The sequence below is a fragment of the Bradyrhizobium sp. WSM2254 genome (assembly GCF_000472645.1).
In the GTDB taxonomy this organism is placed as follows: domain Bacteria; phylum Pseudomonadota; class Alphaproteobacteria; order Rhizobiales; family Xanthobacteraceae; genus Bradyrhizobium; species Bradyrhizobium niftali.
Genome location: NZ_KI421447.1, coordinates 63,529 through 87,196 on the forward strand (window position 1 = coordinate 63,529; position 23,668 = coordinate 87,196).

Genomic DNA, 23,668 nt, shown 5'->3' on the forward strand with positions numbered 1-23,668 from the left:
GAGCCAGATGTGTAGAATGACCAAAATCGAGACAATTTGCTACGCTATCGATCGGCCTATCGGTCTCTGACAGCACGCGCGATCTAACCGAAGGCCCTACGATGGATCAACCGACAACGCCGCTCGCCGAAAAGCGCGAGGCCCCAGCTTCGGCCTGGACGCTGCCTACCCTCGAAGGCTGCGCGGTGCTGCTCTATTTCAGCCGCGACGCCTTCGCCGGCGTCTTCCGCTATTATGCGAGCCTCACGCATCTGGACGCCCTCTGGTTCGTTCCCGACTTGTTTGCATTCGCCTGCGTCGGAGCATTCACGTACAGATATGCGTTCAAGCAAGGCAGCATCATCGCCATCCTGCTCGTTCTCTATACGATTTTCGCGCTTTTTCTCGGCTACGTATTCCTTGGAGAGACGAAGGGGCTGGCCTCTTCGATGAAAATGATCGCGCCCGCTTTTGTCGGATTTTGCTTTTGCGGCCGCGAGTTCAAGGACCAGAAACTCCTGCTGAACGTCATCTATTTTCTGTTCTTCGCCTCGATGATTGGGATCTTCTGGTCCGCGCATTCGCGGCTGCCGTGGGTCGCCTTCTCATACGAATCTTTCGGCGCGACGCGAACCGCGGCACGACTCTGGTGGACGGGCGGCGAAAGCCGCATCTCGGGGTTCGCCGCCGACAGCACCATGGCTGCGTATTTCGTGTTGATAACCTATGTCTTCACCTCCATTCGCAAGAGCGTGCTCTGGTGCCTGTTGTGGGCGGGTCCCGCCCTCTATGCGATTCAGGTTTCGACCAACAAGACCGCGCTGGGCGTCCTTGTGATCTACCTCGGCGCCCTGCTGCTGGTTCGCGCGTTCGACGAACGCCATCGTTTCGCTGCGCTTCGTTCGCTGGCGCTCTGGTCCTTTGCCTGCCTCCTCGTCCCGGCGGCCTTGATGCTAGCGTTCAGCGGGACCAATTTGGGCAGAATCGCAAAGGGCCTGTACAGCCTGCAGGATCGCATCAACAACAGCTGGCAGCTGCCGTTCGTCTACATGAACGATCTGATGCCGCTGGGATATTTCACCGGTTGCGGACTGGGCTGCTTCAACTATCCGCAGCAGCTGTTCTCAAACAAAGTCAGCTATTACGTGCCCGTGGATAATTTCTACATCGGAACCTACCTGATGTTTGGTCCGATCTTCGTGATCTTCGTGATCTTCGTGATCATGGCCGTGGCCAGGACCCGCGATATCTACAAGCTCACTGCCATCTTTGTGATGAACTTCTACACCATAACCGTTCTCGGTTACGGCCCCGCGAGCGGTCTGCTGGTGATCACCATGGCGTTCAGTGAAGTTTTCGGAAAGCCGTCGCCGCTTCCGCGCGCGAACCGCAATGCTATGGGGCAGCCGCCGCAGCTCCTAAAGGTTGCAAGCGGGTGATGGCTCTTCTCGAACGACCATCGGGCTCGGAGAGGGCGAAGGATTTCGCCAAGAGAGTATCCGACAGCAGGCACAATATCTTTGGGCGGCACGGCTCCGCGGCCCAAGCCCGGCTCTTTGAGCCGTCGATCCAGGGGCTGCGCGGCCTTGCCGCGCTAAGCGTCTTGCTCGTTCATCTCTATGACATGCCTCTCACGGCCGGCTTTCTGCCGCCCATGCCGTCGTGGTTCGATGCAATCATCGGAACCTTCGGCCGCGGGGTCGAAGTGTTCTTCATGATAAGCGGGTACCTGATCCCGGCCAGCCTCGTCCGGCATCAGGTGGTTTCGAAATTCTTCATCGACCGCTGTCTGCGCATCCTTCCTGTATTTGTCATCCTTCATCTCGCCCTCTTCGTCATCGGGCCGCTGGTCGGATACAAATTCTTCAAGGGCATCGACGCGCTGGACTACGTGAAGATATTCCTCGCGAACCTGTTCTTCCTCCCCGACATCCTGAACATGCCGATTGGGCAGCAGAACGCATGGACGCTGACCTACGAGTGGGTCTTCTATTTGTGGTTCGCGGCAACCTACTATTTCACCACGCGCTCGCGACCGGTGACCGCCCTGCTCGTTCTGGCGGGGGTCATCGCCGTTCTCTACTTTCCGATTTCGGCCTATTTCGTGGTCGGATTCGCGCTGAGGGCGATCGAACTGCGCATCGGAGCGCGAGGCATATCGGGGCTGCTGCTCAGCGTCGCGTGCCTGGCACTGATGTACATGCTGCTGGAATATGTACATCCGTTCGTGGGGCTGCTTCCGGGCCTCATCCTGTTTTCGACGGTCCTGAACCCGGCTTCGACCATTGCGCAGCAGTTGTCGAAGGCCTCACCGCAATTCGTTGGCAAGATCAGCTACAGCCTGTATCTCGTTCACCCGTTCGCGCTCTACCCGTTGCAGGTGATCGGGGCACGACTGGTCACCCAGGGCTACTCACCCTGGGTGGTTTGGCCCATGTTCGTCGTTCTCGGGCTGCTGTCTTCGTTCGTTGCCTCGACGATCACATATGAGCTGATCGAGGTCCGGCTGCGGAACGTCATCGCGGCCCTCCTTGGCACTCATGAGCGGAAGACCTCGGTCGAAGTCCAGAGCGCGGTCGCCAGCCCGCTCTTGCGAGACGATCTACGCGACCACGCCAGGCTCGATCATCAGGGGCGCCGGCGTGAGTGACGGTCGAGCTTCACCTGAACAGCCTCGGCTGGCAGCTTCTTGACCGGTGCGCTGCGCCGCTTTTTCGGCACGATGCTGGGCGAGACCGTCTCCGGAGGAGCGTCTACACCGAACAACTCTATATAATGAGCCAGAGGCATGTAGCCTGCTTCGACAAGCGCCCTCGCGCTATCGCGCGTGAGTTTTGCCTTCATCCCCACCCTCCCCTTGGTTAACCCGTACCTTCTGTTTTCTCGCCTTTTGGTCAGGCTAGGCCGGGAACGGTAAAAGGTGCGTTGACTCGATTGCCCGGAATCCGGCAATCGCGCAACGATGGCTAAGATCGAACGAACGCGGGATTGACGCCATCGCTGCGACCATTCGCCCGACACGCCGGCGCTCAGTGTATCGAGCGGGAACCACACGGCAGGCGGCCTCGGACCGGGGTGAGCCCTGCCCACTCTCGGACTGCACAATTGCGAGGGCAGCCGTGATGGAAGCCAGCCAGCCGATCGCCTCCTTGCACGGGCAGCGACAAGCGGATATGGCACTTCGGCCCGAGATGCCTCCTTGCATTGCGGCCGTTCTCGATAACAACCTTCCGACAGTTCTGGATCGACGCGCGCCTTTGTCTTGGCAACTTCATGCTGCGACGTTGACCTTGAGTCTTGCGCCATCGGTTCTGACAAGATCTCTGCCTGTCATGAGGCACAGCGGCTAAAACTTCGGCGGATTGACAGGCCGTCGAATGTTTTCGCGCGTACAGAGCGAGCACCATCCCGCGCGATGACGCTTCGCCTTTGACACCGGTCGGATGATGTGCTTGCCCTGCGCTATCACGGATGATCGGTGCCCTGACAATGCAAGTCCCCCAGAAGCTGGTTGCCTTCGCGAATGTGCTCATTCGACTGGCGACGCTCGGGCTTCGATTCCTGCTTTCCTTTTACGTCATCAAGTACCTGGGTTATGACGCGGCCGGTGTTTATGGGCTGACGGTCGGCGTGACCGGCCTCGCGCCGGCGGTGATAGGATGGGGCCTGAATTATTTCGTGGCGCGCGAGGTGGTCGGATTGTCGCCGGCTGAAGCGGCAATCCGAGTCCGGAATCGCTTGTTCGTCACAATCGTTTCGCTGAGTCTCGCTACGGTCCTGGCGGTATTGCTGTCGTTCTACCTGCACCGGCCGGTCACCCTGCTTTACGCGCTGATCGCCGTGCTGGTGTGGCTCGAGACCATCGGGCTCGATCTGCACCTGCCACTGATCGGCCTCGACAAGGCGATTGTAGCCAATGTGCTCGTCCTGCTTCGCTCCGCCGCGTGGATTCCCTTTGTCATCGGCCTCGGCCTGTTGTTTCCGCAATTTCGCTCGATCGAAACGGTGTTGTGCGCCTGGATCGTCTCGAACGTCTTTGCCCTTGTCGTGCTCGGCATCATGGCAAGAAACTGGAAGCTGAGCGGCGTGCTCTCGCGGGACGTCGATTTCGACTGGATCACCAACCGCCTCAAGAGATCCTGGCACATCTATGTGAGCGACGTCAGCCTCGTCGGGCTCATGTATCTCGACCGCTACATCGTGGGCTTTTTCCTCGGACTGTCGGCGACGGGCATCTATACGTTCTTCTGGTCGCTCGCCAATTCGTTACAGACGCTGGTATCGACTGCCGTCGTTCAAGCTGCCCTGCCCATTCTTGTGTCGACCTATGCGAGCGGCAATCGCGAGGCATGGCGGGAAGCGCTTCGCGTGGAATTCTACAAGGTCATCTCGATTTCTACGGGCGGGGCCGTGGCCATTTTCGCGGCAAGCGAAGTGGCGCTGCGCTACATGGCGATGGAAGGACTGAGCGAGCATCGCGGCCTGTTCCTGCTGCTGCTTGCAGCGGCCGTGCTGCGCTCGTGCTCGGATCTGGGCAATGTCGGCCTCCTGAGCACGAAAAAGGACGCGTCCTACGCCGCCATCAACACCATCGGGGTCTGTCTTTCGACCGCAATGACGTGCGTCGGCATCGTCACTTTCGGCCTGACTGGCGCAGGAATTGCAATTTTCGTGACCGCAGTTATCCTGCTGCTCATGCGCGCTTGGTTCCTGGCGGGGGCGTTTCGTTCGACCGGTGCATCGCCCTCTTCCGACAACGGCGGATGAGTGGCAACGAAGACCGCCTTGCCGACCGGCCGAGGCCATTTGGATCTAGCCAGCGCCCAGCCGGCGTTGCGGAGTTCACGTTCATGACCCAGAAGACGAAGATCATCGACAAGATCAAAGAGGATCTTGCCCACTACGCCTCGCGCGAGCGCACCCCGGTGAATTCCGCATTTGTCGCGCGCATGGTGCTGTTGACGCCGGGCTTCCAGTTCGTGTTCGTCTGGCGCATCCAGGAGGCGCTCTTCCGGGTACCCCTCATCGGCAGAATTCTGCGTCGCATCGTCTGGTGGTTCTCCTGCCTGCTGTTCGGCTCGGAAATCGCCCTGGCAGCGAACGTCGACGGCGGCCTCTATATCCCGCATCCCTACGGAATCGTGGTAGGCGACAGCGACATCGGAAAACGCGTGACACTCCTGCAGCACATTACGATCGGTCGAAAGGACCACTCCGATCGGGGCAGGCCGCGGATCGAGGATGGAGCTTCCCTGATGGCCGGATGCGTCGTCCTCGGCAGCATCACCATCGGCAGCAATTCCATGATCGGTGCAAACGCGGTCGTGCTCAAGGATGTGCCGCCCAATTCCATAGCGGTCGGCGCTCCTGCCAAGATCTTGCCGCGCTCCGACGTTTCACCGAAGTCCCAAGACGCGTTGCAAGGCCTGGCGCCGGAAGCCGCCTAGCGCGACGCCGCCCGATTCACGTCCGCGGTCTGCAGCGTGTCTTCCGATCTGGCCGTGCGGACGATACGCGCAGGCGCCCCCACGACCGTGGCAAAGTCCGGCACGTCAGACAGCACCACCGAATGCGCCGCGACGACCGCGTTGCGTCCGATCTTGATTGGACCCAGCAAGGTTGCGCCCGCGTAGATCACCGCACCATCCTCTATCGACGGGTATACGTCGACGTCATGCGAAGCCCGGCCGAGCGTGACGCCCTGGTAGATCGTCACGTCGTTTCCGATCACGCTGCCTTCGCCGATCACGATGCCGACCGGGTGCGGCAGACACAGGCCAGCTCCGAGCCGTGCGGTAGGGGCAACGTAGCATCCGTAGTTCCTGACGGTGGACCGCCAGACCAGCCGCGAAAGCACCCTGCAACCCTTGCCCCGGACGTTCAGCCAGGACGCAAGCCTCGCGCGTGACACGAGGGCGAAGCCGGGTGACGTGACGTAAGCGACCAGCGCGCCAGCCAGACCGTTGCGTGCGGCGTTTCGCTTGAGATCCTGTCTCCACATGCTCATTCATCACCCTGCTGGACGGTTCTTGCGATGTTGCGACCGGCCTCGGAACAATGATGTAGCAAGTTCCACACGCTTTCCAAGCATCCATTCTAGCGCCGAGGCCCTTCGCTGCTTCGTCGCTGTGCAAGCGAGACGTTAGGCCATGCAGACGATCTTGCGCCGTCACGACAACGGCAACATGAAACACGCAATAGACATCTGGCCAACAACACTGGAACAACGCGCGGCCCGAATTGCGTGCTCGATTCACAAGTCAATGCGACGTTGGCTGAGCAGGAACGAAGCATCTGCCGACTTTTTCATCGCAACGGACATCTTTGCTGTGCGTGAGAGCGCAGGTTCCGCAGCGATGCCGTGAGAACGAGCAGATGCGCGCGTCGCGGAACCGTCGCGCACACGCATCGCGGAACCAGCGCGCAAACGTTTGCCACTACGACGCTCGCGCGATCGTCGAGTTCATCGAGATAGCGCGACGAAAATAGTTCCGGTCTCTTCAAACATGAAAACTTCCAAGTTGCGTGAGAGAGGTGAGTGATAGCCTTCAACTTGGAATCGCATCATGACGACGACCAGTACATCATCCGCCGTCCTCTCCGCCCATGCATTCGTCGATTCAATCGCAGTCAACACGCATGCGGCCTACTCGGCCGCATCCTCATGGGAAACCTACGCCAACTCCAGCCTGATCATCGACGACCTGCGCTATCTCGGCGTCACCACGATCCGCGACTCCCTGCCCACGGACCCATCGGCAATCCCGGTGGTCGATGCGCTTGCAGCGGCCGGCGTGAAGTTCGACTTCGTAGTGACGTCCAATCTGCCGGCTTCGGGGGCGCCAGGAATTGCTCAATTCCTCGCTTCCCTCGACAGCTTCATCGCAACACACCCGAATAGCGTCATCGCGATCGAAGGTCTCAACGAAGCCAATATCCAGGCCTTCACCTACAAAGGCAGCTCCTCCCTAGAAGCTGCCGCGCAATTTCAGAAGGATCTGTACACAACCATCAAGGCCGACGCACATCTCAGCGACGTCGCGGTCTACAACATGACGCTGGGACTGAACGACGAGAACGGCTACGCCAAGCTCGGTGATCTCTCGAAATATTCCGACTTTTCCAACTCCCATGCGTACGTCGCGACAACCACACCCGAGAACTACGGCATCAAGTTCGCCGTCGACCTCGCAGCCACCAGCTCACCCAACAACCCCTCCGTCATCACCGAGACGGGCTACACCACGCTGGCGAGCTATACAGGCCTCGGCGTCGACCAACTGGTGCAGGCAAAGTCCATTCTGAATTCGCTCGTCGATGCCTTCAAGAATGGCGTCACCACGACCTATCTGTACCAGCTGCTCGACCACGGCAGCAGCTCCGATCCTGAAGGCAAGTTCGGCCTTTTCAATGCGGATGGCACGCCGAAGCTGGCCGCGACTGCGATCCACAATCTGACGACACTCCTTGCCGACGATGGTGACGGCGGCCGCACGCCCACCACGGCGCTCGGCTATACGATCGATAACCTGCCCGCGACAGGCACCAGCATGGTCCTCGGCAAGAGCAATGGAGCCTACGAGCTGGTGGTCTGGGCCGAGCCGCAACTCTGGAATGACGCCAAGGACGTCGAGATCGCGAACCCGACGAAGCAGGCTCAGGTTCATCTGAACAGCGTACACAAAATCGTCACGATCTATGACCCGCTGAACACCACGAAGCCGATCGCGACCTACACCAACGTCCAGGATTTCACCGTCCCGGTGAGCGACCATCCGCTCATCATCGAGATCGACGCTCCCGCGACCCCGGCGCCGCCGCCTCCCGTGACCGAAATCACCGGCACCGCAGCTGAAATCGTGGCCGACTTGTCCGACCTCAACGCCGCCGGAGCCGTCAAATCCATCACGCTGACCGACACCCATGTTCTCGCCGTGTCGACGAAAGAGACCATGGATTACATGATCTCGCACTATGGCAGCGTGCTTTCGACGATCAAGGGCGGCTATTCGTTCGCGGTGACCACCTCGGCGCCAACCTGGCGCCTCACCGAGAATTACGATTCGACCGGCGCGCTCACGTCGACCGAGGAGACGGCCTATCAATCCGGCCTCCCGGTTTACCAGCTGGTGACCTACGCCGACGGATCGACCGCCGCTTCCTCCTATGCAAACGGCGTCAAGACGACGATGACGGTCACCCATAGCGACAAGTCGAAGGACATATTCGTCTATGGAATCACGGACAAGCCGTATGTCACCGAGGTGACGCACAAATCCGCCTCGGGTGCCGTCACCGGAAAGACCTATATCGGCGCGGACGGAAGCTCAACCGAGGATCATTACAACGCAGCAGGCGCGCTCGTGTCGGAAATCAAGACGAACGCCGACGGCTCGTCGAGCTCCACGCTCTTCACCTCGGGCGTCAAGACGGCCATGTTCGTCACCAATACTGACCATTCCAACGACAATTACTTCTACCACATCACCGGGAAGAGCTATGTGGCGGAGGTTCTGCACGTCGCCGCCAGCGGCGTTGTCACATCCGTGGTCCGGACCCACGCGAACGGAACCCTGGACTACACCGAGACGCGCAACGCCGACGGCACGACGACGTCGACCAGCTTCGATGCCAAGGGCGTGAAAATCGCTCAGGCGAGCTCGCATCCCGACGGGACGAAGGACATCTACGCGCTGAACATCAAGCAAAAGGCTTATGTGACGGAGCACAGCGGATTCGACGCGGAGGGTCGCCTTGTGCTGTTCGAGCGCCTGCACGCCGATGGCAGCTACGCACAGAAGGTCACAATTGTAGGCGCCATCACGACCACCGACAATTTCGACTCGACTGGCGCACTCTCGAGCGAAGTAGTGGCCGCCGCGGGCGGCACCAGCACGACTTCACTCTTCAGCGGCGGCATCAAGACGAAAGTGTACGTCACGAACGCCGATCACAGTCAGGACAATTACGCGTTCAACATCGCGGGTGAAACGTACGAAAACATCGTCCAGCACGTCAGCGCATCAGGGCAATTGGCATCGATCGTCCGCACGCATGGCGATGGCACCCTGGAATACACAGAGGTCGTCGACACCCAGGGGACGAAGACCAGCACGCAATACGACGGTCACGGCACGAAGCTGGCCCAGACGGTGCACCATACGGATGGATCGTCGGTCCACGACCTGTTCAATGCCGCCGGGTCGATCACTCAGGAGATCGTCAAGAACGCGGACGGCCCCACCTCAACGTCTCTCTTCACGGACGGCGTGAAGACCAAGATGTACGTGCTGCACACGGACGGCAGCCAGGACAATTATGCCTATGGCGTCGTCGGCCAGTCATACGTCAACATCGTTCAGCACGTCGACCCCGCCGGCAAGCTCACTTCGGCGACGCGCACCCATGCCGATGGCACACTCGACTACACCTTCAAGGCCGGTGCGGACGGCAGCTCGACCGCGACCTACTACGACGCTAACGGCCAGTTGGCATCCAAGGTCGTAACCCAGAGCAGCGGCGCGAAGGACGTCTATACCTTCCTGTCGACCGGCGTGCAGGACAAGACCTACAACGCCTCGGGCGTCCTGCAGAAGACCGATCTGCTCAAGGCCGACGGCACGCATGTCGAGACGGCGAATGCAGCCGGCGTCACGCTAAAGGGCGGCAGCGGAAACGACCTGTTCACGGCGGCGGCTTCGACGACATTCGTCTTCAAGGGGGGCAACGATCAGATCTCCGGCTTCCACGCGGGCGCTGCTGCAAGCCACGATGTCATCCAGCTGTCCAAATCGTTCGCACCCGACTTCGCTCACTTGAACATCGCCCAGGCGGGAGCAGACACGATCGTCCATCTGGGCGATGGCGCTTCGATTCTGCTCGCGCATGTCAATTCGACCAATCTTACGCACGACAATTTCCTACTCGTGTAGGCTGCACGGATCGCGCAGCCTGCCTCGCGATCCGGCACTTGTCGCTCTTCTGTCACTTCGCACCCAGCAAGCGCGCGAAGTGCCGTTATATTCGCGTTGCAATCGTGCGAGCGGAAATATAGAGATGGACCGGTGAACGGCAGATCGGATGGCGTGACCATTCGAGGCCAAATTGGTGCCTACGTATACAATCCAGAGATCAGCAAAGGGTGGACTAGGAAGCCGCAAAATTCAGCGGGGGCGCTGAATTGCCACAAAGCTCGTTTTGGTTAAGTCTGTCAGCGAAGGATGCTCGGCCCGCACCGGGCTTGCCTGGGGCGGAAGCAGGAATATCGTTGAAGACCGGGTGTTTGTTGTGTGGGTTGCATATGTCTCCATCAAGTCAATTTCCGAATGACGTCTGATTCCCCTCGGCTGAAGATCATCCACGTTGCCGAGACTATCCGCGGTGGGATCGCGACCTATTTCACCGAATTGCACGCGCTTCAGTGCCAGACTTTCGGCAAGGAAAACGTGTGTTATATCGTACCGTCGGACCATCGGGCCGACCTTATCGGGATTGCAAATTCCAATATCGTCGCTTTTGACCGCTCGGGCCGCAATTTGCCCAGCCTGCTGAGGCTGGCGCTTGAGACCATGCGGCAAGTGCAGATTGCCAAGCCGGACATCGTGCACGTTCACTCGACGCTCGCCGGCCTGATCGTGCGAACGGCGTTCGTTTTCATGCGCAAACGTCCTCCCATCGTCTATTGCCCGCATGGCTGGGCCTTCTCCCGCGAGACGTCGCGCTTCAGCAATGCCGTCGCCAAGATCGCGGAGCGGGTGCTCGCCAAGGTCACCGACAGAATCATCTGTATCTCGCAAAACGAGTACGCGGCGGCGCGCGACGCCGGCATCCCGGAAAAACAGCTCAGCCTCGTTCTGAGCGGGATGCGCAACGAGCGCCCAAATTTCAGCCACGATGACGCCACTTGGAGCACATCGAAGCTGAAGGTTCTGTTCATCGGACGCCTTGATCGACAAAAAGGATACGACTTCCTGATCGAGGCTGCGAGGCAGCTCGAGACGTCCATTGACGTCCGGATGATCGGATCCGCGGTGGTCAACGAGGAAGGCGACCACACCATGCCTTCGAATGTCACCCTTCTGGGCTGGCTCGCGCGGACGGACATCGAGGCCCAGCTCGACCTGGCAGACCTCGCCATCATTCCATCGCGGTGGGAGGCCTTCGGTTTCGTCGCGCTGGAAGCAATGCGCGCGCACAAGCCGATCCTAGCATTTCGCGCGGGCGCATTGCCGGAAATCATCGAGGACGGAGTGACCGGGCTGATCTGCGATCCTGCCGGAACGAAGGCACTTGTGGCAGGTCTGAGGCGAGCATCAGGCGTAAATTTGCGCGCGTTGGGAGAAGCTGGTTACGAGCGCTTCGTATCGGTGTTCAACATCGACAGCACGCACCAGGAGCTGCTTAAAGTTTACGCAGCGGTGATCACGACGTCGCCGAAACATCTGTCCAAACTTGTCTTCTAGCGCGACGAAGTGGCCAGAATGCAACAGTGACTTTCAATGGTCCGTTGCAACGTCCTCCAGACTTGGTCTCAAATGGTGCGGCTGCTAAGAACTTTACGCAGGCCAAGAGTGAGATAGGACGCGCGTTTTGCTAGCATCGATTTTCAAGTTTTCACCCGCGCTTGCCATCTCTGCCATTTGCTTGGCTGGCTGCGCCGGGTTTACGCCACAAGATGCGCCGAACGGGGCTTCGGTCGTCACTAATGCGGCGCTGACGGTCGCGCCCAGCCCGCCGGTGCCTTACGCGCTTCTGGCGGTAAACCCGCAGATCATGACGTCGGCAAATTCGATCAGTGATCACCTCAGCGGCAATTTTCGCAATTTGCCTGGCGGAAATTACAAAGACATCACTATCGGCGTCGGCGATATCGTCACTGTAACTGTGTTCGAAGCCCAGTCCGGCGGCCTCTTCATTCCGCGCGAGGCCAGCGTCCGGCCTGGTAACTTCGTCGACATACCTCGCCAGCAGGTCGACCAATCCGGCAACATCACGGTCCCTTACGCAGGCACGATCAAGGCCGCCGGGCTGACTGCCCGTGCGGTGGCCGACATCGTTCGCGAGCGGATCAAGAACCGCGCGATCGATCCGCAGGCGGTCGTTTCCGTCGTCGAACAGCGTGGCAATCAGATCAGCGTGCTCGGCGAGGTCAATGCGCCGCTCAGATTCCCGGTCGATCCGGGCGGAATTCGCGTGATGGGCGCTATCGCGCGCGCAGGCGGTCCAAAATATCCGTCGTGGGAAACCAAGGTCAAGATCAAGCGGGGCAGCAAGACGTATACCGAGACGATGAGCTCGATCGTGCGCCATCCCGAAGAGGATGCGTTCCTCGCGCCGGGCGATGTCGTCTATCTGTCACGGGAGCCACGGGTGTTCATGGTCTTCGGATCGACGCCCTCGCCTGGCTCGATCGGCGGCACCAACAATCGCAGGTTCACGTTCGAAAACGACCGGATGACGCTGGCTGAAGCGATCGCGAAGTCCGGCGGCCTGGACGGCGCGCGCGCCAATTCACCTGCGGTCTATGTTCTTCGTCTTGAGCCGCGCAATCTGCTCAAGTCGGCCGGAATCGATGTCGAACGTTTCCCCGGTGAGCTGGTTCCGACAGTTTACAACTTCGACTGGAGCAAGCCGGACGGGTTGTTCTTCGCCGACTCCTTCCAGATCCGAGATCACGACGCAATCGTGGTGTCTGAATCGCCGAGCACAGAGCTGATCAAGTTCTTCGCGCTCATGCTCGCCGGAACGGACACGGCCGTTAACATTCAAACGCTGACGAAATAACAAACACAAACTGGTGATACCGGGAACGTGGCGCTGCAATCATGCAGCGCCGCGTTCGCTTCCAGTGCTCCTGGCTGTGCGCGGTCCTGCTGCCTCATTTCGGTCAGCGGTGAGCCCTGCATTTGGCCTGGATACTGCAAGATGGCCCGAGCACGTCATAAAAAGGCGCTGGGTCTGCAGCTAAACGAACCCAGATCCGCTGATCTTTTGGAGCTTGAACGTATGCGCATTCTGGTCGTCTCGGCCATGTTTCCCCCGAATGTGCTCGGTGGTGCTGAAATCTCTGCTTTCAACCTCTCTTCCTGGCTCCTGAAGCAGGGACATGAAATCGGCGTACTCACGGCTGCAAAGTCTCGCGAAGAGGAGAAGTTCGGCGAGCTTGTCGATGGCATGAGAATCTGGAGCATCTACATGCCGCGCCCATACCCGATCTACAAACAGGGGCGCGTCGACGAGACCTACCTGAAGCCGTTGTGGCATCTGCAAGATCACCTGGACCCGAGAAATTCGCGCATCGTCGGCCGCGTGCTCGACGATTTCAAACCCGACTTCTGCAATGTGCATTATCTGACTGGCATCGGACACAACGTCTTGCAGGAGTTCGCCAAGCGCGATCTCCCGATGATGTACGTGATGCCGGACCTGGCGCTGTCCTGCCTGCGGCTGACCATGTTCGTCGACGGCAAGACCTGCGAAACGCAGTGCGGCGTGTGCAAGTTGTCGGCGGGCGTCAAGCGGCGTGGAATTCTGTCGATGCGCAGAGTCGGCTTCTGCTCACCGTCCCGCGCCAATCTCGAGCGGAATGCAGAGTTTCAGCCGCTCAAGCAATTTCCGACCGCGCACATTCTCAACGCGAACAAGTATCCGTCGCCGACGGTCCAGCGCGTCGAGTCCGAGGCGGTCCGCTTCGTCTACGCCGGGCGGCTGCACGAGGCCAAGGGAATCGACGTTCTGCTGGAAGCCGCCGAAGGGCTCGTGGATCGCTGGCCGTTCACCTTCACGATCGTCGGCGGCGGCGGGCATGAGCCCGCCTTACGCAAGAGGTTTGGTCATCATTCGTGGATCAGCTTCACCGGCCACGTTCCGCTGCAAGAGGCCATCAATCACATCGCGACGAGCGACGCGCTTTGCATTCCCTCGATCTGGCTGGAGAACTCGCCGGGCGTCGTCATCCAGGCCCTCGGCGTGGGCGTTCCGGTAATCGGCAGCAATTTCGGCGGAATCCCCGAACTGGTCGAGCACGATGAAACGGGATTGCTGCTGCCTCCGGGAGACGTCCAGGCGTGGCGCGACGGCCTCGAAAAGATCCTGTCGGACCGCGACACGCTTCGCCGCTACCAGGCCAATGCCATGGGGCGCGCCCGCGAATTCGATCAGGACTTTCTGGGCGCGAAATACCTCAAGTTCATCGACGAGATTCGCAACTTCCGCGGGCATGCGAGCCAATGAGGCCCAAGAGAACCTTGACGAGATCCTTGACCAAGCCTGGCCTTAAGCCTGCAACATCGCGTCCGACACGCACCGGCGCGCCGGTCTCTGCGGTGCTGCGTCGTGCCATTCCATGGTGCCTGCTGTGCGGCATCACGATCTTCGGCGCCGATCGCGCCGCGGCCGCGGAGAAAATCGTCACTCTGCCGCCGATCGCTCGCGCCAATCCGGCAGGCACGTTGCTGATAGGATCAAACATCCATTTCGGCCTCGTCCGCACGCTCGGATACGATTCCGCAACCACGGCGCTGCACGAGCTGGCGCAGATCGGGGCTGCGTCGTATCGCGACTACCTGCCCTGGCAGTCCTTCAGCTTTCCGCCGCAAGGGCCGGTGCTCGTCAAGTCGCAGCGGCTGATGAATTTCCTGCCCCAATCGAAATTGAAGCCCGTCCTCAATGTCGGGGCCGCAAACTCGTCCGTGCCGGGAGGTGTGCCGCCGATCTCCAATGACGCGCTCGGTGTATTCGATGCCTACCTCAAGAAAGTCGTCGAGCTGACGCGGCAATACGATCCGATCTACGAGATCTGGAACGAATGGAATATCGACATCGGCACGGGGACGCGCCTGCCGAGACTCGTCGGCGAAGGACCGCCCAGCGACCCCCGATCCGCGGTCAACTATGCCCGCGTCGCGAATTCCGGAGTTCGCGCCGTAAAGAGCGCGAATCCGCATGCTCAGGTGATCGTCGGAGCTGTGGGTGACGACATCGACTGGAAATGGACGAGGGCGATCGTCCGCGACGGCGTCCTGAACGGTGCCGATGGCCTGTCCGTTCATCTCTACAATCATTGCCTGAAGCCGCAAAACAGAACTGCCACCGAACTGATCGGCCGGGTCAAGCGATTGCAACAGGAACTGATGCAGGACCGTGGCGGGGCCGTCACGCCGATCTACGTCACCGAATTCAGCTGGCCGACCTCCAATGAGCCGTGTGGAGTCATGCCCCTGGTTGCCGGCAACAATTTCGCTCAATTCATCTTGCAGAGCGCCGCCATCCCCTGGATCAAGGGCATTTGGGTGCATGAATTGAAGAACATCGGTTCCAGTCCGACGGACAGGGAAAACAATTTCGGGCTGTTCACGTTCACCGACGAGCCGAAGCCGGCCGCTTGCTTCGTGCGTGAAGCGACGGATCTGGTTCGCTCGGCCGATCACGTCGACATCCAGGAACCCCTTCCGGACGTCTTCGTTTTCAGGGCGCGACGCGGCGCGCGGCAGAGCGTCGTTCTCTGGTCCTCGGGCTCGACCGTGAGGGCACGATACGCCCTGGCGAACCTGCCCGACGCATCGGGACGGCGGATGTGCGACGAAACCACGCCGGCCGCGGGTCCTCAGGGCGAGGTGGAACCAAATCCGGTCGTCTACTACATGGATGCGTCCGCGCCGGTCACCATTCGGGTGCTCAACTGATGTTGCCGCGAAACCGAACCCGAAAGAGACCTCAGCTCATTGTTGGCACGATCAAAGTCAAGCGAAGCAATGCCCAGTGAACTCACAATTCCGCTGTTCGCGATACATCACCACAAGATCGGCGGCACTGAATCGGCGATCTACAACCTCATTCACGGGCTCGACAAGGCGAAAGCCGCGTTGACGCTCGCGTTTTCCGATCCGGGCCGCCTGTCGCCCGAATTCCTGCGATGGATGGAGAAAACCCCTGCGATCGCGCAGCAGCGGCAATACCCGCTTCCTGGCAAGAACAGCCGCTTCGCCGAAGAACTTCTGTTCGAATGGCGAAGGTCTGGGAACGGTTGGGCGGTCTATCCGAACTATTTCCTTCCGCCGCGGCGCCCCGGCAGCCGGGCGAGGTCGGCCGTGATCCTCCACGACATTCAGTACAAGGTGCTGCCGCAGTACCATTCCAGCAAGAGGAAGGCCTGGCTCGACTTCTATCTTCCCCGCATGTTCCAGACGGCGGACCTCGTATTTCTGATATCCAATTCCGAGAAGGAATACGTTCGACTCCATTTCGGAGACACGGCGGCCGACAAGTGCAAGGTCATCTACAACGCCATCGAGTGGGCCAGGCTGGAACAGGGCGAAGTCAGCGAGGCAACCCGCAAGCTTGCGAGCCGGCCTTACATCCTCACCGTCAGCCATCCCTTCCCGCACAAGAACCTGGGCGTCCTCATCAAGGCTTTCGATCGGGTGGCCCAATCGAATCCCGAGATCGAACTGTATCTCGCCGGCAAGGCCTCGGACGAGAAGATGCGCTTGATACGCGAGAATGCGAGTGAGAAGACCGCGGCTCGCATCGTGATGACGGGTATATTGTCGGATGCAGATCTCGGCGAACTCTACCGAAACACGAGGCTGTTCGTCTTGCCCTCTCTCTACGAGGGCTTCGGCATGCCGGCAGCGGAGGCGATGGGCTTCGGAGTCCCGACGCTCGTCAGCGGCGTGACATCGCTTCCCGAAGCAACCCTGGGCAAGGCGGAATATGTCGCCGATCCGACGAATGTCGACGCATGGGCGGAACAGATGACCGCATCTTTGAATTCCGGCAAACGTCTGTCCACAGAGACCGTCGCCGAAGTCCGAGAGGCGTTCGCACCTCACAGAGTTGCGCAGTCGCTTCTCCAAAATCTGGGTTAGTGCATGTTACTTGCGCAGATTCTCGCTGAAAATAGAGGCTCTCCGGCTGAGTTTGTCACGGGGGTCATTCGGAAAGTTATGGTATGACCGCATCAAGACCGAGAAGAGCCGCCGAGCACATCCAGGAAAATCGGAACCCATGCAAAGGATCAGCAGCAGTTGTGACGTCACACGGAGACGGCAATCCCGCCATGGACGCGGCTTGTCATAGCGAGCACGTTTTTGCATGGCCGAGCCTTCAACTCTGCGGGAATCTCGCCTGATGAGCAGTTCTGGCAAGCTCCAGGCGGTCATCGTCAACTTCAGAACCGCTCGACTGACCATTCGCTGCGTAAAGTCGATGCTGGAGCATGGCGTGGTGGATTCGGACGGCGTACTGGTCGTGGACAACTGTTCCGGCGACAACTCGATCGACGAAGTCCGCAAGGCCCTGCCCGACATTCGAACGGTCGTCGCCGACTACAATGGCGGTTTTGGAGCCGGCGTGAATCTGGGCGTTGCGAAAACCACCGCCGATTATCTTCTCGTCCTGAATCCCGACACCTATTTCGAGTTCAACAGCGTCGCTCCCGTTGTTGACTTCATGGAGCGGAATCCCGAAACCGCCCTGGTCGGGCTTGACCTCGTCAATCCCGACGGAAGCCGGCAATACTCGGCCCGGCGCTTCTACTCGGTGTTCGACGTTCTTGCCCGGCGCGTGGACTGGATCGGAGCCATGGCGCCCGGGCGCACCGAAAAGCACCTGATGAAGGACGCCTGGGAGACCGGAAAGCCGTTCGATGCGGAATGGGTGATGGGGACGGGCTTTGTCGTCCGGCGCACCGCATATGAGCAGATCCAGGGAATGGACGAGAGCTATTTCCTATACATGGAGGACGTCGATCTCTGCGCTCGTCTCTGGCGGGCCGGACACACGATCAAAGGCATCCCCGGAGCGAAGCTCGTTCACGACCATCAGCGGTCGAGCGCCGCCGGTCCTCTCACATTCGCAGGAAGGACGCACATTCGCAGCCTCCTTCTGTTCAAGTCGCGCTTTGCCGTGCCGCTGTTCCGGCCGCCTGGCGTGGACAGGATCACCAAGCGCACGGGCTGAGCTTCAGGCATCGGCATCCTCACGCTGCGACTTGACGAGGGAAGTCATCTTTCATGAAGCCCGAACTTCCGAGAGAAACTAAGGTGCCACGGCAAGGACAACTGCTGCAGTTGAACTGGATCCGTGGCATCGCGGCACTGCTCGTTGTGGCCTATCACTGCGAGGTGACCATGCTGATGCCGAAGTATTTCGGCGTCGGCACGTTTCCATTGTTCAAGGCGGGCCATTCGGGCGTTCAACTGTTTTTCGTCCTGAGCGGATTCGTCATTTACCTGGCGCATCATCGCGATCTCGAGGGTAACGGCAGCGCCATCGCCCGGTTCGCGACAAAGCGCTTTCGCCGCCTCTATCCGTCGCTTTGGATCGTGCTCGTTCCCCTGATCATCCTGTCATTCCTCGGCTTTTCCACGAACGTGCCGGGCGGCAGCGACGTCATCCTGTCGCTGCTGATCTTGCCCGTGAAGGAAGAGGTCATCCTGGCTACGGAGTGGACACTTCGCCACGAAATTCTCTTCTACGCGATGTTCGCCGTCTTCCTGTGGAACCGAAAAATCGGATTCGCCCTTCTGATCGCCTGGGGCCTTGCTGGCCTGCCGCTCGCTCTGATCGACGGAAAAGGCTGGTTGATCGATTTCATCTTCAACAACAACCACCTGCTCTTCCTGGCAGGGGTCGGCATTGCGTGGCTCTATGTTCGCGAGCATTCCGCTGGCGGCCCGTATTTCCTCTTCGCCGGCCTGATCGTCTTCACCGTCACGTTCTACTTCGGGATCTCGAAGCAGATTCCCGCAAAGGCCGAGCTTCTGCTGTTCGGGCTTGGCGCGGCGGGAATCATCTACGGCGTGTGCTCGATGCCATACCTGAACCGGCGAATTGCCCCGCTGGAGGAGGCAGGAGCGGCGTCGTATGCGCTCTATCTCCTCCATTATCCACTGATCTCGCTGCTCGTGAAGATCGCGGTCAAAATCGACCAATCGATCGCGATACCGCACGCCGTGTATTTTGTGGCGATCCTGGTCATCTGCCAGCTGGCGGCCTTTGCTTTCCATCGCCTGATCGAAGCCCCCCTGCTGAATGCCCGTTCGATGCAAAACCTGTTTGCCCCCGCCAAGACCGCGACGGTCGCCTCGAACTACCAGGGACGAGCTCCGGCACCGTCCTCTGACTAGTCGTCGCTGCCATTTATCTTGGCGCAGTTCAGATCGCGATTGCTGCGTCAGGCTGTTCGCCGCGCGCCCGTGGCATGAGACGCGACTATATCGAATTCAGCAACGCAAGAGCCGAGGTGGTCCAGGTATATTGTGCCAACCGGCCCGCCTGACGTTGTCGCTCGACCGCGGACAGCGGTCCCTTCTCGATCCGCTCGAGCATCAGACGCGACAACTGGCCTGCATCGGTCGGGCTGCAATATTCGGCCGCGTCACCGCAGATTTCGCGTAGCACGGCGATGTCCGAAGCGATCACCGGGCAGCCGAATAGCATCGCCTCGAGCGGGGGCACGCCGAAGCCTTCATAGAAGCTTGGAAAGATCAATGCCGCCGCGTGCTGATACAGTGCGGCGATCGCCTCATCGGAGATGTGCCCGACACGCACCACTCGTTCATCGGCGATCTGATCGGAGTGCCGGAATACGCGCTCATCCTCCGCACCGACGATCACGAGCCGATGGGATACCGGGATCGACTTGATCGCGTCGGTTGCGAGCCGGATATTTTTGTTCTTTTTCGTCGACCCGATCGCCAGGAAATACTTGCCCGGCCCGAGCTCGAATCGCTCGAGTATCGAAGGGTCCGGTTTGACCCCGGCCAGATGTTCCGCACTGTTCGAGCAGACCGTGATGGCATCGGACGGGATACCGAGGACAGCCGAGAGCTCGCTCCGGGAGAACCTTGATACGGTGATGAGGTTCGCGGTCCTCGCGTAGAGCCGTCCAAGGCCGCGATGGAAGGACGCATAGCTGCGGCTGAAAAACTCGGGATGGCGAAAGACCTGCGCATCGTGAACCACGATATGATGCCGACGATGGAGCACGGGCCCGGAATTGGCGAGGCTGATGAGGGTACCGTTACGCGCCGCCATTGCGAGATCGATCTGGTCCCAAGCATGTCCGGTTCGCGTTCCTACACTTTCGATGCGGATGTGCTTCAGCGCCAGACGTTCCTCGGCATTCGAAGGCACCAGGAGGGTCCAGCTTGCATCGCTCAGCCGAGCAGGCAGTTGCTGCCGATCGATCAATTGATCGATTGCCCTGACGATTTCCGCGGCAAATCGCTGAACACCACTCAGCGATTGTGAGAGGAACCGTCCGTTCAAGAAGACATCAGCCATGATTCAATGACTTCGCGGGCTTACGCCAGGGTCGAACGGCTGAGAACCATGAGGGACCATCCGCCCACAAGTCGAACCGTGGCGTCGGGAGCGGCACGAAACGCCAATCGCCGTGGCCATGCGGCCAACCGCTTCTTCCAGGTCTTGTACGATTGGTCGATGGCCCAGGCCGTATAGAAGCTGTCGATTGTCTCCAGGCCGGATTCCGCGATCATCGACAACGCGCTGTCCCGGGAGAAATAATGGATATGCCCCAGCGAGCGACGGGCTTCGGGCAACACCCAACCGCGCCCGACCGCAAGAGCATTCATGTCGAGCGGAATGTGGATGACCTGCCAACGAGACATCGTCCGCATCGCCCTGAGGAATTCAAAGGGATTTTCCACGTGCTCCACCACGTCAATCGCCATGGCCACGTCGAACTGCTTCCCACATTGGAAAGCATTCTCCATGCTGAAGCTCAGATTTTCCGACGCCCGTTTGCGCGACAGGTCGTGAGCATAGGGCGAGACCTCAAATCCTTCCATTCTCGATTGCGGGTAGTGCTTGGAGAGAACTCCAACAATCGCACCCGTCCCGCAGCCTATGTCGGCAAGCGTCCTCCACTGGATGTGGTTACGCTCCAGGATCGTCCGGATATGCGCAGCCTTCCACGGCGCATCTTCCTCGTGCCATTCCGGATTTTCGACCGCGTAGTCGTCCTGCCTGTACCTGCTTGTTGCGCCGGCCACCGGCTTCTCCGTCGAGGTGGAATTCATGCCGGTTGCGTCCTCACTTTTTCGTAGAAGGCAACAACTCGCCGCCCCAAAGTGTCCTGATTGAATTCTTGCATGGCTGCGTCGGCGCTGTCCTTGTACGCGTCGAGACGCTCCGGATGATCAAGTATTCCTTCTATCGCCGCGCTCCAGGCTCTTACATCGCCGGCCTCCACAAGGACACCGTTTTTCTCGTGTGTCACGAGCTCCGGTATTCCGCCCGCGTTGCTTCCCATGACGGGAAGGCCGCGTCCGAGGGCCTCGATGATCACGCCGGGCGAGTTTTCGAACCATACGGACGGCACGAGAAGGAGGTCGCTTTGCGTCATCCGGTTGGTGACTTCCTGCACCGAGACATGCCCGGTGAATTCGACCCAGCGACGTTGGCCAAAGCGCCGCTTGAGATCGTCTTCGCTGGGGCCGGTCCCCACCAGCGTCAGCTTGAACTCATGGCGCTCCGCCAGCGGCTCGATGGCCTGGAGCAGAACATACAGCCCCTTCGATTCATGCAGGCGCCCGACATACAGGAAGCGGACGGTCCTGGATGCGCTTCTCTCGACCGTCGGGCTCGGCGGTTTGTTGGGATTCAGAATATGGGCCTGGGCCCAGCCCTGGAGCGGTTGCAGAGCCGACAAACGGCGAAGAATGGCGAGCGAAGGCGACACGAATCCCAATCGTGGAACCGAGCGGAGAAACGCGAGTTTCGCTCTGGAGGAAACCGCGCAGGGCGCGCATAGACGTTCGCATTCCCGGCCCGCCTTGAACATCGCCATCCTCACACAAGCGAGGCTGAGATCGTGCAGCGTGACGACGACGGGGATGTTCCTCGCACCGATCACGCGAAGGGCATTCCAACCGACGCCTTGCAGGACGTGGATATTGACCAGATCGGGACTAAACTCATCTAGCACCTGACGCATGATCCGTTCGTTACGAGGATCAAAATGGTCTTGAAGGTGCCAGACCGACTTCTGTAAACCGGATTTCTGAGCCGCTTCAAACACGGTGTACGGCCGAGGCATATGAAAGCGCCAGACTTTGAGACCGTCAACGATCGCCCCCCTCACCTCATCCGCGGGCGTCGGTGCTGTGGTCAGGACGGCAACCTCATGGCCGTTCGCATGGAGCCACGCCGCCAGATTGCGCGCAGAGATTTCGGCTCCGCCTTGGACAAAGGGCGGAAAGAAGGCTGAGACGAAGAGAATCCGCATGTATGTTCGTTACCTGACATAATAGAGGCGAAGATGGTCCGAGCTGCGAAAATTGGGTTGGCGGTTGCATTCATCGCAGCAGGCCTGCTCTTCAGCAAAATCTATGCTGCCAATCAAACGACATCCTTCTGGGTTGGCAAGCAACCGTTGCCCGAACGGGCCGAGCGGCCGATCATCGGTCTTGGCGTGCACTTCGGCATAGGAGGAGAATATGGCTATTCTCCTCAAAAGTCTGCGCAGGTGTTGCGTTCCGATGCCTTCGATTCAGTCAGGGACGATCTTGCCTGGAGCCTGTTTCGGGCCGCGCCGGCGGCCGGCGGTGCCACAACGCAAGTTGCCCGAGAGCCAGCCAAGCTGTTTGATTTTCTCGACCAGACCCAGGCAAGGCCATTGCTCATCCTGGGTCACCCAAATCCGCTCGTTCCTGACGGCCAGCCTCCGCTGACCGACGTGGGCCGAAAGAGCTTCGGCGACTTTGCGGCGAAAGCCGTTCTGGCGACCGCCAAGCGCAACCCGATTTACGAGATCTGGAACGAATGGAACATGAACGCCGTGCTGGGGCGCCCTTTCCTGGTCGGTGAAGGCGATCCGAGCGATCCGCGCGCGGCGGCCAATTACTCCGCCCTTGCGAAGGAAGCGGTCGCCCAAATACGCAGCGTGGCGCCTCAGGCACAGGTGCTGGTCGGGGCGGTCGGAATGGACCCGGACTGGAAATGGACCATGGCGCTCGTTCGGTCCGGAGCACTGGAAGGTGCCAGCGGCTTGTCCGTTCACCTCTACAATCATTGCGAGCGCGAGGTGTCCAACCGGACTGCCGAGGCTGCGATACGTCAAGTCAGCACCCTGCGGAAATTGCTGGACGCAGCCGGATCGAACCTCCCTATCTTCGTCACGGAGGTCGGATGGCCGACGACGTCGAAGATGTGCCCCATTTCCACGCAAACGGCCGCGAACAACATCGCGCAATTCCTGCTTTGGACGGCGGCCACGCCTTGGATAAAGGGGACCTGGATCTACGAAATGAAGGATCAAGGTCAGGATCCCGCCGCGCTCGAAGACAATTTCGGCCTGTACGACTACGCGTTTGCGCCAAAACCTGCTGCATGCGCGACCCGCGAGGCCATTCGTGTCATCAAGGGCGCGGGCCCGATGAAACTTGAGCAACCCTTCCCCGGGCTATTCGTGATCGAGACAACGACGCTGGCAGGAAAACAGCTGATCGCCTGGACCTCGCAAGACAACTCCTCGGCGACGTTCGAACTTCCTGGCGGCACAGAGGCGGAATTCGCGCCATTGTGCCAGCAAGGAGCAAAGTCGAACACGATACGGCTGGGGCCCACCCCCGTCGTCATCAATTTGCCGACGAAAGCCCCATTCGAGCTCAAGGCCACATTGGATCGCTGATTCCGGTCGGCAGATTCCCCGCCGCACCTG

At 59.9% G+C, this 23,668-nt stretch carries 19 protein-coding genes; 14 read left to right on the top strand and 5 right to left on the bottom strand.

Annotation, left to right across the window (positions count from 1 at the left end):
- Window positions 1-101 precede the first annotated feature (101 nt).
- Window positions 102-1,418: a hypothetical protein gene (locus A3M7_RS45785; RefSeq protein WP_049824043.1), complete on the top strand. Its 1,317-nt coding sequence runs from the start codon at window positions 102-104 to the stop codon at window positions 1,416-1,418.
- Window positions 1,418-2,629: an acyltransferase gene (locus tag A3M7_RS45790; RefSeq protein WP_063629497.1), complete on the top strand. Its 1,212-nt coding sequence runs from the start codon at window positions 1,418-1,420 to the stop codon at window positions 2,627-2,629. The genes A3M7_RS45785 and A3M7_RS45790 overlap by 1 nt, the downstream gene beginning before the upstream one ends.
- Here A3M7_RS45790 and A3M7_RS0142685 read toward each other — a convergent pair.
- Window positions 2,608-2,823, bottom strand: a complete 216-nt coding sequence (locus A3M7_RS0142685; RefSeq protein WP_027549385.1) for a hypothetical protein — start codon at window positions 2,821-2,823, stop codon at window positions 2,608-2,610. The two genes, A3M7_RS45790 and A3M7_RS0142685, sit on opposite strands and share 22 nt — an antisense overlap.
- Window positions 2,824-3,450: 627 nt before the next feature.
- On the opposite strand from A3M7_RS0142685, the gene A3M7_RS0142690 reads away from it, so the two are divergent.
- Window positions 3,451-4,746, top strand: a complete 1,296-nt coding sequence (locus A3M7_RS0142690; RefSeq protein ID WP_027549386.1) for a lipopolysaccharide biosynthesis protein — start codon at window positions 3,451-3,453, stop codon at window positions 4,744-4,746.
- Between the two features lie 83 nt (window positions 4,747-4,829).
- Window positions 4,830-5,426, top strand: a complete 597-nt coding sequence (gene epsC / locus A3M7_RS50200) for a serine O-acetyltransferase EpsC (protein WP_198033921.1) — start codon at window positions 4,830-4,832, stop codon at window positions 5,424-5,426.
- Here the strand turns inward: epsC and A3M7_RS0142700 are convergent.
- On the bottom strand, window positions 5,423-5,986 hold the full coding sequence (locus A3M7_RS0142700) for a serine O-acetyltransferase (RefSeq protein ID WP_049824045.1): 564 nt from the start codon (window positions 5,984-5,986) through the stop codon (window positions 5,423-5,425). The genes epsC and A3M7_RS0142700 overlap by 4 nt on opposite strands.
- Before the next feature lie 142 nt (window positions 5,987-6,128).
- On the opposite strand from A3M7_RS0142700, the gene A3M7_RS49395 reads away from it, so the two are divergent.
- The 9 genes from A3M7_RS49395 (at window position 6,129) to A3M7_RS0142740 (ending at window position 19,109) form a co-directional block, all read left to right on the top strand.
- Window positions 6,129-6,344, top strand: coding sequence for a hypothetical protein (locus A3M7_RS49395; protein WP_156937138.1), 216 nt, complete (start codon window positions 6,129-6,131; stop codon window positions 6,342-6,344).
- Window positions 6,345-6,545: 201 nt separating this feature from the next.
- A complete protein-coding gene (locus A3M7_RS0142705; RefSeq protein WP_027549388.1) occupies window positions 6,546-9,911 on the top strand; it encodes a hypothetical protein in 3,366 nt (1,121 codons plus the stop codon).
- A 393-nt stretch (window positions 9,912-10,304) separates the two neighbouring features.
- The gene (locus A3M7_RS45800; RefSeq protein ID WP_156937139.1) at window positions 10,305-11,441 is read left to right on the top strand and encodes a glycosyltransferase; all 1,137 of its coding nucleotides are present in this window, start codon (window positions 10,305-10,307) and stop codon (window positions 11,439-11,441) included.
- Between the two features lie 127 nt (window positions 11,442-11,568).
- Window positions 11,569-12,762: a polysaccharide biosynthesis/export family protein gene (locus A3M7_RS45805; RefSeq protein ID WP_049824046.1), complete on the top strand. Its 1,194-nt coding sequence runs from the start codon at window positions 11,569-11,571 to the stop codon at window positions 12,760-12,762.
- A 141-nt stretch (window positions 12,763-12,903) separates the two neighbouring features.
- Window positions 12,904-14,211: a glycosyltransferase gene (locus A3M7_RS0142720; protein ID WP_084303033.1), complete on the top strand. Its 1,308-nt coding sequence runs from the start codon at window positions 12,904-12,906 to the stop codon at window positions 14,209-14,211.
- 26 nt (window positions 14,212-14,237) lie between these two features.
- Window positions 14,238-15,662, top strand: a complete 1,425-nt coding sequence (locus A3M7_RS0142725; RefSeq protein ID WP_156937140.1) for a hypothetical protein — start codon at window positions 14,238-14,240, stop codon at window positions 15,660-15,662.
- Between the two features lie 69 nt (window positions 15,663-15,731).
- Window positions 15,732-16,847, top strand: a complete 1,116-nt coding sequence (locus A3M7_RS0142730) for a glycosyltransferase family 1 protein (protein WP_027549391.1) — start codon at window positions 15,732-15,734, stop codon at window positions 16,845-16,847.
- 226 nt (window positions 16,848-17,073) lie between these two features.
- Window positions 17,074-17,940: a glycosyltransferase family 2 protein gene (locus tag A3M7_RS0142735; protein ID WP_198033922.1), complete on the top strand. Its 867-nt coding sequence runs from the start codon at window positions 17,074-17,076 to the stop codon at window positions 17,938-17,940.
- Window positions 17,941-17,993: 53 nt separating this feature from the next.
- The gene (locus tag A3M7_RS0142740; RefSeq protein ID WP_084303034.1) at window positions 17,994-19,109 is read left to right on the top strand and encodes an acyltransferase; all 1,116 of its coding nucleotides are present in this window, start codon (window positions 17,994-17,996) and stop codon (window positions 19,107-19,109) included.
- 85 nt (window positions 19,110-19,194) lie between these two features.
- Here the strand turns inward: A3M7_RS0142740 and A3M7_RS0142745 are convergent, their stop codons facing one another.
- From A3M7_RS0142745 to A3M7_RS0142755, 3 genes are read right to left on the bottom strand one after another with little or no spacing between them, the layout of a single operon-like run.
- Window positions 19,195-20,268 (bottom strand): glycosyltransferase family 1 protein, encoded by a 1,074-nt coding sequence (locus A3M7_RS0142745; protein ID WP_027549394.1) that lies wholly within the window; start codon window positions 20,266-20,268, stop codon window positions 19,195-19,197.
- A 20-nt stretch (window positions 20,269-20,288) separates the two neighbouring features.
- A complete protein-coding gene (locus tag A3M7_RS0142750; RefSeq protein ID WP_049824047.1) occupies window positions 20,289-21,026 on the bottom strand; it encodes a bifunctional 2-polyprenyl-6-hydroxyphenol methylase/3-demethylubiquinol 3-O-methyltransferase UbiG in 738 nt (245 codons plus the stop codon).
- Complete coding sequence (locus A3M7_RS0142755) at window positions 21,023-22,234, bottom strand: glycosyltransferase family 4 protein (protein WP_027549396.1); 1,212 nt, start codon at window positions 22,232-22,234, stop codon at window positions 21,023-21,025. The genes A3M7_RS0142750 and A3M7_RS0142755 overlap by 4 nt, the downstream gene beginning before the upstream one ends.
- A 57-nt stretch (window positions 22,235-22,291) precedes the next feature.
- Here A3M7_RS0142755 and A3M7_RS45810 point away from each other — a divergent pair, with 57 nt between their 5' ends.
- Window positions 22,292-23,638 (top strand): cellulase family glycosylhydrolase, encoded by a 1,347-nt coding sequence (locus A3M7_RS45810; RefSeq protein WP_049824048.1) that lies wholly within the window; start codon window positions 22,292-22,294, stop codon window positions 23,636-23,638.
- The last annotated feature ends 30 nt before the right edge of the window (window positions 23,639-23,668 follow it).